Source organism: Mordavella massiliensis (assembly GCF_016901695.1).
Lineage (GTDB): Bacteria > Bacillota > Clostridia > Lachnospirales > Lachnospiraceae > Claveliimonas > Claveliimonas massiliensis_A.
The window spans coordinates 177,177-189,796 of record NZ_JACJKS010000002.1; the positions used below are offsets into that span (position 1 = coordinate 177,177).

The 12,620-nt window shown below is 59.8% G+C and carries 12 protein-coding genes; all 12 read left to right on the plus strand.

The features are described 5' to 3' along the window. The first annotated feature begins 67 nt into the window (after positions 1-67). The 12 genes from H6A20_RS02195 (at position 68) to hisD (ending at position 12,619) form a co-directional block, all read left to right on the plus strand. A complete protein-coding gene (locus H6A20_RS02195) occupies positions 68-1,519 on the plus strand; it encodes an aminoacyl-histidine dipeptidase (RefSeq protein ID WP_204905524.1) in 1,452 nt (483 codons plus the stop codon). A gap of 57 nt (positions 1,520-1,576) precedes the next feature. Then, on the plus strand, positions 1,577-2,290 hold the full coding sequence (locus tag H6A20_RS02200) for a M23 family metallopeptidase (RefSeq protein ID WP_243426092.1): 714 nt from the start codon (positions 1,577-1,579) through the stop codon (positions 2,288-2,290). A gap of 64 nt (positions 2,291-2,354) precedes the next feature. Beyond that, positions 2,355-3,755: an RsmF rRNA methyltransferase first C-terminal domain-containing protein gene (locus H6A20_RS02205; RefSeq protein WP_204905525.1), complete on the plus strand. Its 1,401-nt coding sequence runs from the start codon at positions 2,355-2,357 to the stop codon at positions 3,753-3,755. After that, the gene (locus tag H6A20_RS02210; RefSeq protein ID WP_204905526.1) at positions 3,752-4,483 is read left to right on the plus strand and encodes a pseudouridine synthase; all 732 of its coding nucleotides are present in this window, start codon (positions 3,752-3,754) and stop codon (positions 4,481-4,483) included. Before H6A20_RS02205 ends, H6A20_RS02210 begins: the two co-directional genes overlap by 4 nt. Next, positions 4,480-6,354, plus strand: coding sequence for a YgiQ family radical SAM protein (locus H6A20_RS02215; RefSeq protein WP_204905527.1), 1,875 nt, complete (start codon positions 4,480-4,482; stop codon positions 6,352-6,354). The genes H6A20_RS02210 and H6A20_RS02215 overlap by 4 nt, the downstream gene beginning before the upstream one ends. A gap of 42 nt (positions 6,355-6,396) precedes the next feature. Then, entirely contained in the window at positions 6,397-7,179 is a 783-nt protein-coding gene (locus H6A20_RS02220) for an SDR family NAD(P)-dependent oxidoreductase (protein ID WP_204905528.1), read from the plus strand. A gap of 1 nt (position 7,180) precedes the next feature. Next, entirely contained in the window at positions 7,181-7,756 is a 576-nt protein-coding gene (locus tag H6A20_RS02225; RefSeq protein WP_204905529.1) for a hypothetical protein, read from the plus strand. A gap of 24 nt (positions 7,757-7,780) precedes the next feature. Continuing rightward, on the plus strand, positions 7,781-8,773 hold the full coding sequence (locus tag H6A20_RS02230) for an RluA family pseudouridine synthase (RefSeq protein WP_204905530.1): 993 nt from the start codon (positions 7,781-7,783) through the stop codon (positions 8,771-8,773). A gap of 4 nt (positions 8,774-8,777) precedes the next feature. Next, positions 8,778-9,326, plus strand: a complete 549-nt coding sequence (locus H6A20_RS02235; RefSeq protein ID WP_204905531.1) for a Holliday junction resolvase RecU — start codon at positions 8,778-8,780, stop codon at positions 9,324-9,326. 65 nt (positions 9,327-9,391) lie between these two features. After that, positions 9,392-10,648, plus strand: coding sequence for an ATP phosphoribosyltransferase regulatory subunit (hisZ, locus tag H6A20_RS02240; protein ID WP_204905532.1), 1,257 nt, complete (start codon positions 9,392-9,394; stop codon positions 10,646-10,648). Positions 10,649-10,650: 2 nt separating this feature from the next. Continuing rightward, a complete protein-coding gene (gene hisG / locus H6A20_RS02245; RefSeq protein WP_204905533.1) occupies positions 10,651-11,286 on the plus strand; it encodes an ATP phosphoribosyltransferase in 636 nt (211 codons plus the stop codon). Positions 11,287-11,317: 31 nt separating this feature from the next. Continuing rightward, positions 11,318-12,619, plus strand: coding sequence for a histidinol dehydrogenase (hisD, locus tag H6A20_RS02250; protein WP_204905534.1), 1,302 nt, complete (start codon positions 11,318-11,320; stop codon positions 12,617-12,619). The last annotated feature ends 1 nt before the right edge of the window (position 12,620 follow it).

Genomic DNA, 12,620 nt, shown 5'->3' on the forward strand with positions numbered 1-12,620 from the left:
TTGCTTTTTTATGAGGACAGTGACACAATAGGATTGAAAATACGGTCATGTCAAAGGAGAGAAAGAAATGCATGTACTTGAACATCTGGAACCAAAGTCCGTGTTCCGCTACTTTGAAGAGCTGAGCGCCATTCCCAGGGGCACCTTCGACACGAAACGGGTCAGCGACTACTGCGTCCGGTTCGCGAGGGAGCGGGGCCTTCCGGTCATCCAGGATGAGGCGAACAACGTGGTCATCCGCAAGAACGGCACGCCCGGCTACGAGGACAGCGAGCCCGTGATCCTCCAGGGTCACCTGGACATGGTGTGCGAGAAGACAGAGGACAGCAGCCATGATTTCACGAAAGACGGGCTGGATCTCTATGTGGAGGACGGTTTTGTGAAGGCGAAGGACACAACGCTGGGCGGGGATGACGGCATTGCCGTCGCCATGGCGCTGGCTGTCCTTGACAGCAGCGATATCCCCCATCCGCCCATCGAGGCCCTGTTCACAACAGACGAGGAGAGCGGCATGGGAGGCGCCATCGCCGCGGATCTCAGCCTTCTGAAAGGGAAAAAACTGATCAACATCGACTCGGAGGAGGAGGGCTACCTGACCGTGGGATGCGCCGGCGGCATCGACGCCCACACATATTTCAGCCTCCACAGCAGCCAGGCGGAAGGACGGCTTGTGCGGGTGCGCATCAGCGGCCTTGCCGGCGGCCACTCCGGATCGGAGATCCATCTGCAGAGAGGAAACGCGCTGAAGCTGATGGGGCAGCTTCTCCACTGCGCGAATCAAGACCGCACCCTGCGTCTTGTCAGCCTGGATGGCGGCAGCAAGCGGAACGTGATCGCCATGGACTGCACGGCTGTGTTCTTTGTGAAGGACGACGACAGCTGCGCCTTCATCGGGGAGACGGCGGCCCGGCTGAAAGAGCAGTGGGACGCGCAGTTTATGGGGGATGAGCCGGGACTGTCCGTCACCGTGTCCGACGAGGGCCGGACATCGCTTCCGGCTGCGTCCCCGGAGACGACAGGCCGGATCACCGACTATCTCTTCCTCATGCCGAACGGCCCCCAGGCGTACAGCCGCAGGCTGGCCGGCCAGGTGGATACATCCCTGAATCCGGGCGTCGTATCCACGAAGGATGATGTGGTGGGCATTCACGCCCTGATCCGCAGCGCCTCTGACAGCAGCAAGACGGAAGTGGCGGAGCGCCTGCGCACGCTGGCAGCTCTGTGCGGCGCTTCCTTTGAGACGGACGGCGCGTACCCGGGCTGGATGTACAGGGAGGAGTCCCCGCTCAGAGAGGTGATGGTGGAGGCCTTCCGGGAGATGTACGGACATGATCCGGAGGTCATCACCATCCACGCGGGCCTGGAGTGCGGCCTCTTCCTCGGAAAACGGCCGGATCTGGACTGCGTGTCATTCGGACCGGACATCCCGGATGTGCACTCCGTCCGGGAGCGTCTCAGCATTGCCTCCGTGGAGCGCTGCTACGACTATCTGAAGGCGGTTCTGGCAAAATGCAGATAGGCAGGTGCTAAACCCTGCAAATGCAGACATATAGTAATACAAAAAGGAGTCTGCCCCTTGCGACATGGAACGGGAAGAAGGCTGCTCCTTCTTGTATTACTATTTTCTTTTTTCTGCGCCCTGGGAGCCGGTCAGATACTGGAGCAGGCGCGCACGAACACGCTGGCCGGCCGCGGGATCGCGTCCGCTGCGTACAGGCGGGATTTCTATTCGCAGGAGATGTGGGAGGAGGAGAGGCGCCTGTCCCGAGAGTGCCGGTCCTTTTTAAAAAAGGTGCGCAGGGACAGCGTCTGCTTCCCTGTCCCTGCCTCCAGCGAGGATCCGTCTCTTACAGTCTCCTATGAAGATTCCTGGATGTACGAGCGCAGCTATAAGGGGACCAGCGGGCACGAGGGGACGGATATCATGGCTGACACAGGAGAACGGGGGCTCTACCCGGTCCTCAGCATCTCCGACGGGACCGTGACCAACCTCGGGTGGCTGGAGCTGGGCGGCTGGCGGGTCGGGATCACCTCCCCGTCGGGCGTCTACTATTACTATGCCCATCTTGACTCCTACGCGGATATCCGGGAGGGGGATGCGGTGAAGGCCGGGCAGCTTCTCGGGTTCATGGGGGATTCCGGGTACGGGCCGGAGGGCACGGAAGGGAAATTTCCCGTGCACCTGCACCTTGGGGTCTACTCCTGGGATACAGGGGAGGAGATCAGCGTCAACCCGTACCGGCTCCTCCGAAAGCTGGAGGAGAGCCGGCTGAAATACGCGTATTCTTAACTGGTGTAATCCGTCCATCTGTGCTATACTTTATCAGATGATGTTTTGCTTACGGAGGAGAAGAATGAGGTTTCCAGCTGCGTTTGAAGAGAAGATGCAGCGCCTGCTGGGCGAGGAATATCCCGCCTATCTGGCCTGCTATGACGAGCCAAGGTACTTTGGCCTGCGCGTCAATACGAAAAAGATTTCCGTGGAGGAGTTCCTGAAGATCTGCCCCTTTGAAGTCCGGCAGGTGCCCTGGATCCGCAACGGATTCTACTATGACGGCACGCAGGTGTCGCCTGCCCGCCATCCTTACTATTTCGCCGGCCTTTACTATCTGCAGGAGCCGAGCGCCATGACGCCGGCGGACCGGCTCCCCGTGGAGCCGGGGGACCGGGTGCTGGACCTTTGCGCGGCCCCGGGAGGCAAGGCGACAGAGCTGGGAGCAAAGCTGAAGGGAGAGGGCCTTCTTGTGGCCAACGACATCAGCAGCTCCCGGGCAAAAGGGCTCCTGAAGAACCTGGAGCTCTTCGGCATCGGCAACGTGCTTGTCTCCAGCGAGGAGCCGGGCAGGCTGTGCCAGTATTTTCCGGGCTACTTTGATAAGATCCTCATCGACGCCCCCTGCTCCGGGGAGGGCATGTTCCGCAAAGACAGGAAGATGGTGAAGGCGTGGGAAGAGCACGGGCCCGCCTATTTTTCAAAGATCCAGAAACATATCATCCTGCAGGCGGCCGACATGCTCCGGGAGGGAGGCATGATGCTCTACTCCACCTGCACCTTTGACCCTTCCGAGAACGAGGAGGTCATCGCCCACCTGCTCAGGGAGCGCCCCGGTTTTTGCATCTGTTCTATTGAACCTTACGACGGTTTCGCGCCGGGACGTCCGGATCTGGTGCCGGGCGCGGATCCGTCCCTTGCGGATACCGTGCGCATCTTCCCCCACAGGATGCACGGGGAGGGCCACTTCCTGGCCCTGCTTAAGAAAGGGGAGGGGCAGGATGCCCGCGGGAAAAAAGAGAGGGCGGACGCGCAGCAGGGAAGGAAAAGGAAGGAAGCTGCGCCGGAGCTGGAGGAGTTTTCACAGAAATTTAAGATAGATTTAAGCTGCTGCACGCTGGATATTCACGGCGAAAGGGTTTATGATATGCCGGTAGGGCTTCCGGACATGCGGGGCATGCGGTTCCTGCGCACAGGTCTTCTCCTGGGCGAGAACAGGAAGAACCGGTTCGAGCCGAGCCAGGCGCTCGCCATGGCGCTTCCGGCCGGCGGACTGGAGGACGTGATCAGCCTTCCCGCCGATGACGGCCGGGTGATCCGCTACCTGAAGGGGGAGACGCTGGATGTGGAGGATGTCGTCTCTCCGAAGAAGAAAGGATGGCAGCTCTTCTGCGTGGACGGATTTCCCCTCGGGTGGGGGAAGCTCTCCGGCGGGACCTTAAAGAATAAATACCTTCCGGGATGGAGATGGCAGTCCGTATGATGCGATTGGACAAGTACCTGGCTGATATGGGAAAAGGAACACGCCAGGAAGTAAAAAAATATATCCGGAAAGGACTTGTCACAGTGGACGGCGTGGCAGTGTGCTCTCCGGAGTACAAAGTGGAGCCGGGGATGGAGATCCTCCTGGACGGGGCGCCCGTCGCCTACGCCGCGCAGGAGTACTACATGCTGTACAAGCCGGCAGGCGTGGTCTCTGCCACGGAGGACAAAAGGGAGACGACTGTGCTGGATCTGATCCGGGACAAAAAGAGAAAGGACCTCTTCCCTGTGGGCAGGCTTGACAAAGACACGGAGGGGCTTCTTCTCATCACCAACGACGGGGAGCTGGCGCACCGGCTCCTGTCCCCGAAGCGGCATGTGGACAAGGTCTACTATGCCCGGGTGGACGGGCTTGTGACAGAGGCGACAAAGCAGGCGTTCCTGGAGGGCGTCAATATCGGAAGCCGGGAGGAGCCCCTTCGCACCATGCCGGCCAGGCTGGAGATCTTAAGGACCGGCCAGGAAGGGGGACGCCCTGTATCGCACGTGCGCCTTACGATCCGGGAAGGAAAGTTTCACCAGGTCAAGCGGATGTTCCGGTCGCAGGGCATGGAGGTCCTCTACCTGAAGCGGGAGGTCATGGGACCTCTCGCGCTGGACGAGAGCCTTCAGCCGGGGGCGTACCGCCCCCTGACAGAGGAAGAGATCAAGAGGTTGAAAGAACAATGAGTCATGGATTTTTGCCTGTCTCGAGGCGGGAGATGGAACTAAGAGGCTGGGATCGGCCGGATTTTGTCTATGTGTCCGGCGATGCGTACGTGGATCATCCCTCCTTCGGGCATGCCATCATCACAAGGATGCTGGAGTCCCTCGGATATAAGGTGTGCGTGCTGGCCCAGCCGGATTACAGGAAGAAGGAGAGCATCATGGAGTTCGGGGAACCCCGTCTTGCGTTCCTTGTGTCGTCCGGAAACATGGATTCCATGGTCAATCACTATACAGTCGCCAGGAAGAGGCGGCGGACGGACGCCTACTCCCCCGGCGGCGCCATGGGCCGCAGACCGGATTATGCGGTGGTGGTGTACTGCAACCTGATCCGCCAGGTCTACCGGCATACGCCGGTCATCATCGGGGGCATCGAGGCAAGCCTTCGCAGGCTGGCCCATTACGACTATTGGTCCGACAGCCTGAAGCGGTCGATCCTTATGGACTCGGGCGCAGACCTTATATCCTACGGGATGGGAGAGCGCTCCATTGCGGCCATCGCCGAGGCGCTGGACGCGGGGATCGCAGTCCGGGACCTCACCTACATTGACGGGACCGTCTGCAAAGTGCGGGACCTTTCCAGCGTGTACGATCCGGTCATCCTCCCGTCCTACGACGAGCTCAGGCAGGACAGGCTGAACTACGCACGCAGTTTCTACACCCAGTACTGCAACACGGATCCCTTCGCGGGGCGCAGGCTCGTGGAGCCCTATTCGGACCACTGCTTTATCGTGCAGAACCCGCCGTCCAGGCCCTTAAGCCAGACGGAGATGGATGATGTGTACAGCTATCCGTATATGCGGACCTACCATCCCTCCTACGAGGCGGCCGGCGGTGTTCCGGCCATACAGGAAGTGAAGTTCTCCCTCGTGAGCAACCGGGGATGCTTCGGGGGCTGCAGCTTCTGCGCCCTCACCTTCCACCAGGGGCGGATCCTCCAGACGAGAAGCCACGCCTCCCTGCTCCGGGAGGCGCAGGGGATGATTAAGGAGCCGGACTTCAAGGGATACATCCACGATGTGGGGGGCCCCACGGCCAATTTCCGGCAGCCATCCTGCCGCAAACAGCTTGAAAAGGGCGTGTGCAGGAACAGGCAGTGCCTGTTCCCGGAGCCATGCAAAAACCTGGAAGTCAGTCATAAAGACTACATAAAATTATTACGAAAACTGAGAGACATCCCCGGGGTGAAAAAGGTGTTCATCCGGTCCGGGATCCGCTTTGACTACGTGATGGCAGACCGGGATGACACCTTCCTTAAGGAGCTGTGCCAGTACCATGTGAGCGGCCAGCTCAAGGTGGCGCCAGAGCATATCTGCGACGCCGTCCTCACCCGCATGGGAAAGCCCCGGAACCGCGTCTACCAGGCCTTTGCGGACAAGTATGCGGCGGTCAACCGCCAGATCGGCAAAAAGCAGTATCTCGTTCCCTATCTGATGTCCTCCCATCCGGGTTCCACCTTGAAGGAGGCGGTGGCGCTGGCGGAGTATCTGCGGGATCAGGGAGTCAGTCCGGAACAGGTGCAGGATTTCTATCCAACGCCCTCCACCCTGTCCACCTGCATGTACTATACCGGCGTGGACCCGCGCGACATGAAGCCGGTGTACGTGCCGAAAAACCCGCACGAAAAAGCGATGCAGCGGGCCCTCATCCAGTACCGGGATCCGAAGAACCGAGACCTTGTCCTGGAAGCGCTGAAAAAGGCGGGGCGCATGGATCTGGTCGGGTTTGACAGGCATTGCCTGATCCGGCCCCGGAAGCTGAAAGGGGAGGAGTCCCCGGCCCGGACCAGAACGGGGAAAAAGAAGACGATCCGCAACGTACACCGCAAAAAGTAACCGATGATACAGAGTATAAATAACGATAAAGAAGGGATTTCCATGAAGACAGCGATCGTGACAGGGGCTTCCTCCGGACTTGGGAGGGAGTTCGCAAGACAGATACCGAAGTTCTACCGCGGGCTGGATGAGATCTGGCTCATAGCCCGGCGCAGCGACCGGCTGGAGGAGCTGCGGGAAGAGCTGACAAGGCAGAGCGGCATCTACTGCCGCATCTACGACAGCGACCTTCTGCGGGACTATGTGTACTACCATCTCCAGCGGGATCTGGATGCATTAAAGCCGGATATCCGCATGCTCGTCAATGCAGCCGGGGCAGGCTGCACGGAACCGTTCGCGGGGACGGACCCGGAGCGGCTGACCGGTGTGATCGGCCTCAACTGCGCCGCGCTCACACGGATGACAGGTCTGTGCCTGCGCTACATGAACAGGGGGAGCCGGATCGTCAATGTGGCCTCGGCGGCCGCCTTCGCGCCTCAGCCAGGGGCGGCGGTCTACGGCGCCACCAAAGCCTATGTGCTGAGCCTGAGCCGCGCGCTGGCCAGGGAACTTGAAAAGCGGTGCATATTCGTGACTGCCGTGTGCCCCGGGCCGGTGGAGACTGAATTTTTCCGGACAGCCGGGGAACCGGCTGGGGCGGCCCGCCGGAAACTGATGGCCTGCCCGCAGCATGTGGTGCGCCAGGCCCTGAAGGATGTGCGTAAAAGACGTGCCGTCTCCGTGTACGGCTGTGCGATGAAAGGCGCGAAAACAGTCTCGAAGCTTGCCCCGGACCGGCTGACCGACTGGATCATGAACAGAATAAATACAAGGAGTCATACATAAGATGAAGATTGAAAAAGGGACGCCTGGCTATCTGCATGCCAGGAAAATACGGATTCTGCTGCTCACCCTGCTGGAGTTTGCCATCGTCATCGCCCTCCTCGTCCTGGGCTGGATGCAGACCGGCACGAGGCTGAACCTGCTGACAGTGGTGGCGGTCGTGGGCTGCCTGCCGGCCTGCAAGGCGCTGGTGGGGCTTATCACGATCCTGCCTTACCGGACGGCTGATCCCGGGAAGGCGGCTGAGATCTGCGAGAAGGCGCCGCTTCTCACAACAGCCTTTGACCTGGTCATCACAAGCAGGGAGAAGATCATGCCTGTGGAGGCGTTCGTCATCTCCGGGAACACAGTGTGCGGCTATGCGCCCAATAAGAAAACGGATCCCGAGGAGGCCGCAAAACATATCCGGACGATCCTGGAGGAGAACCGCCTCACCAAGATCACAGTCAAGCTGTTTCCCTCCTACAAAGCCTTCCTTCTGCGCGCAGAAGCCATGAACAATATCGCGCAGGTGGACGGCGCGGATCAGAAGAAGCGGGAGAGAAGGATCCGGCAGATCCTGCTTGGCATTTCCATGTAGCCGGGGCAGACAGGAGAGGACGCGATGAGAGAGGTGCATATCGGGGGAAACGAGGCCGGACAGCGCCTGGACAAGTTTCTCGCAAAATATATGAGAAAAGCTCCCAAAAGCTTTTTCTACAAAATGCTTCGGAAAAAGAATATCGTGCTGAACGGGAAAAAAGCGGCCGGCAGCGAGAAGCTCAAAGAGGGGGATGTGGTCAGGCTGTTCCTCTCCCAGGAGACCATCGACCGGTTTTCAGAAGACGCGCCGGATACGCAGGCTGCGGGGGAGAAGGAGGCATCCTTCCGGATCACGGAACAGGAGATCCTCTATGAGGACAGCCACGTGCTGCTCCTCAACAAACCGGCGGGGATCCTCTCCCAGCGGGCGGACGACCGGGAGCTGTCCATGACGGAGTACGTCATCCGCTACCTGCTGGACAGCGGGCAGCTTGGGCAGGATGATCTGCGGACCCTGCGCCCCTCCGTCTGCAACCGGCTGGACCGGAACACGAGCGGGCTGATCGCCGCCGGAAAGAGCCTGGCGGGGCTGCAGGAGCTGAGCCGCCTCTTTCGGGACCGGACGCTGAAGAAGTACTACCTGTGTCTTGTCTCCGGCAGGGTGGAGGGGCCCGGGCATATCCGGGGCTGGCTTGCCAAGGATGAGAAGACAAACCGGGTGACCGTGCGGCCGGACAGAGAGGGCGGCGCGGACCGCTTCATCGAGACCCAGTACCGCCCGGTCGCAGTATACAGACACACGACGCTTCTGGAAGTCTACCTGATCACCGGGCGGACGCACCAGATCCGCGCCCATCTGGCTGCACAGGGCCATCCCATCGTGGGGGACGGCAAGTACGGCGATGCGCAGGTAAATGCAAGATACAGGCGCAGGTACGGGCTTGAAAGCCAGCTCCTCCACGCCTGCAGGGTGGAGTTCCCCGCGCTGGAGGCCCCCCTGGCGGCCCTGTCCGGCAGAACCGTGGAGGCCCCCCTCCCGGCCCTGTTCCGGACAATACTGAAAGGAGAGGAGTAGGGCAATGGCGACATGGAATACAAGAGGGCTGCGGGGCTCAGCCCTGGAGGATGTCATCAACCGGACAAACGAGCGGTATAAAGAAAAAAATATCGCCCTGATCCAGAAGATCCCCACGCCCATCACGCCGGTCCGGATGGACAAGGAGAACCGGCAGATCACCCTGGCCTACTTTGACCAGCAGAGCACGGTGGACTACATCGGCGTCGTGCAGGGGATCCCGGTCTGCTTTGACGCCAAGGAGTGCGCCTCGTCCACCTTCCCCGTACAGAACATCCACGAGCATCAGGCGGTGTTCATGGAGCAGTTTGAGCGGCAGGGAGGGGTCGCCTTCCTCCTCATCTATTTCAGCGGGTCGAACCTGGCCTACTACATGCGGTTTGAAGAGCTTCTCACGTTCTGGAACCGGGCGAAAGAGGGGGGCAGGAAGAGCTTCCGCATGGAGGAGCTTGACCCACGGTTTTTCATGGATATGAAAACGAATCTCTATCTCCCCTACCTGGACCGGATGAACCTGGATCTGTCCATGCGGGAGGAACTTGACAATCCGTAAAAATGTCCGTATAATTGCAAGAGAGTTTTAACGTGTTAGCACGGTAAAGTGCAAGGAGGATTTTCATGAAACAGTTACTGCATACACCGGAGGGAGTCCGGGATATCTGCAATGTGGAGTGCGGGAAGAAACTTTCCCTGGAAGGGCGCCTTCACAAGGTGATCCAGCTCTACGGATATCACGACATCCAGACGCCTACCTTTGAATATTTTGATGTCTTCCGCAAAGAGATCGGCACGATCCCGTCGAGGGAACTCTACAAGTTTTTTGACAAAGAGGGGAATACGCTCGTGCTGCGGCCGGATATCACCCCCTCCATCGCCAGGGCGGCGGCCACGCTGTTCGGGGATGAAGTGCTGCCGATCCGTCTGTGCTACACAGGCAATACCTTTGTGAATCATTCCAGCTACCAGGGCAGGCTGCGGGAGAACACCCAGATGGGCGCGGAGCTGATCGGCGCCGACACCGTGGAGGCCGATGCGGAGATGCTCGCCATGGTGGTGGACTGCCTGACAACAGTGGGGCTGCGCGATTTCCAGGTCAGCGTGGGCAATGTGGATTTCTTCCAGAGCCTCATCGAGGACGCGGCCCTGGATCAGGAAGCGCAGATGCGCGTGCGGGAGCTCATCGGGAACCGGAACTATTTCGGGGTGGAGGAGTACCTGGACAGCATCCAGGTCAGAAGGAGCGCCCGGGAGGCCCTCGCCGGACTCGGCGACCTCTTCGGCGGCCCGGAAGTCCTTGTAAAGGCCCGCAATATGGCTCCCAACTCCAAGGCCATCATGGCCGTGCGGCGGCTGGAGCAGATCTACGACATCCTGAAGCTTTACGGGGCGGAGCAGTACGTGAGCTTTGATCTGAGCATGTGCGGCACGTACGGGTACTACACAGGCATCATCTTCCGCGGCTACACCTTCGGCACAGGGGATGCCATTGTAAAAGGAGGCCGCTATGACCATCTCCTGGAGAAATTCGGAAAGGCGTCCCCGTCCATCGGCTTCGCCCTCGTGATCGACGAGCTGATGAACGCCCTGACCCGCCAGCACGTGCGGATCTCCTACGCCAGAAAGAACACGCTCATCCTCTACGACAAGGGGATGGAGCGGCCTGCCATCGAGCTTTCCAGGGAGTTCCGGGAGAAGTTCAAGAACACGGAGCTTCTGCAGAAGGATCCGGCCAGGACACTGGAGGAGTACAAGCGCTACGGAAAGGACTATTACGCCGGAAGCCTGATCTACATACAGGCAGACCGGGAGATCCTGATGGTCAATCTCGCCACAGGCGAAGAGAAAGTCATCGGGAAAAACGAACAGGAGCTTTAGACATGAGATACCTTACATTCGCCCTGGGAAAGGGCAGGCTTGCGAGACATACGCTGGAACTTTTTGAGAAGATCGGCATTACATGCGAGGAGATGAAGGATGAGACGTCCAGGAAGCTGATCTTTACGAACGAGGATCTGAAATTCCGGTTCTTCCTTGCAAAGGGACCGGACGTGCCCACGTACGTGGAGTACGGAGCGGCCGACATCGGCATCGTGGGCAGGGACACGATCCTGGAGGAGGGGCGCAAGGTCCACGAAGTCATGGATCTTGGCTACGGCGCCTGCCGGATGTGCGTCTGCGGCCCGAAGAAAGCGGCGCCGCTTCTGGAGCACCATGAGCTCATCCGCGTGGCGACCAAGTATCCGAACATCGCGAAAGACTATTTTTACAATACAAAACATCAGACGGTGGAGATCATCAAACTGAACGGATCCATCGAGCTGGCCCCCATCGTGGGGCTGGCGGAAGTGATCGTGGATATCGTGGAGACGGGATCCACCCTCAAAGAGAACGGCCTGACCGTCCTGGAGGAGGTCTGCCCCCTGTCGGCGCGGATGATCGTCAATCCGGTCAGCATGCGCATGGAGATCGACCGGATCCGGGATCTGATCACGCGCCTTCGGACCGTGATCTGACAGGCGTTATGAGAGAAAGAGAGGGTGACAAATGAGAATACTGAGACTGGACAGCGACACAAAACAAAATCTCCTGGAAGACCTGCTGAAACGGAGCCCGAACCAGTACGGACAGTACGAGGAGGGCGTGGCCCGCATCCTTGCGGACGTGAAGGAGAAAGGAGACGAGGCCCTTTTCTCCTACACTGAGAAGTTTGACCACGCAAAGATCAGCGCGGACACGATCCGGGTGACGCAGGAGGAGATCCGGGAGGCCTACAGCCTTGCCGGGGAGGAGCTTGTATCCGTGATCCGCAAGGCGCTCGTCAACATACGCGCGTACCATGAAAAACAGAGGCAGTACAGCTGGTTTGACAGCCGGCCGGACGGGACCCTGCTGGGGCAGAAAGTGACGCCCCTGCAGCGGGTGGGCGTCTATGTGCCCGGCGGGAAAGCGGCGTACCCCTCCTCCGTGCTCATGAACGTCCTGCCAGCCAAAGTGGCCGGGGTGGAGGAGATCGTGATGGTGACTCCGCCCGGAAAGGACGGGAAGGTAAACCCCAATACCCTTGTGGCGGCCTGCGAGGCCGGCGCCGACGTGATCTACAAGGTCGGCGGCGCCCAGGCGGTGGGTGCGCTTGCCTACGGGACGCAGAGCATCCCCAAAGTGGACAAGATCGTGGGGCCCGGCAACATCTACGTGGCGCTGGCCAAGAAGGCGGTGTACGGGCATGTCAGCATTGACGCCATTGCCGGCCCGAGCGAGATCCTCGTGATCGCCGACAAGACGGCCAACCCGCGGTATGTGGCGGCGGATCTTCTCTCCCAGGCAGAGCACGACGAGCTGGCAAGCGCGATCCTCGTCACGACGAGCATGGAGCTGGCCAGGCAGGTGTCAGAGGAAGTGGACGGCTTCCTTGCAGAGCTCTCCAGGAGTGAGATCATCCGCAAATCACTGGACAACTACGGCTATATCCTGGTGGCGGAGACGATGGACGATGCCATTGCCATTGCCAACGAGATCGCTTCCGAGCACCTGGAGATCCAGACGGCGGACCCCTGGAACGTGATGACAAAGATCCGCAACGCGGGGGCCATCTTTGTGGGGGCCTACGCCAGCGAGCCCCTGGGGGACTATTTCGCAGGGCCGAACCATGTGCTCCCCACTAACGGGACGGCGAGATTTTTCTCCCCCCTCTCCGTGGACGACTTTATCAAGAAATCCAGCATCATCGGGTATTCCAGGGAGGCACTTGCAGACATACACAAAGACATTGAGGCGTTTGCACAGGCGGAGCACCTGACCGCCCACGCCAATTCCATCAAAGTCCGGTTTGAAGAAGAGGAGCAGTAGA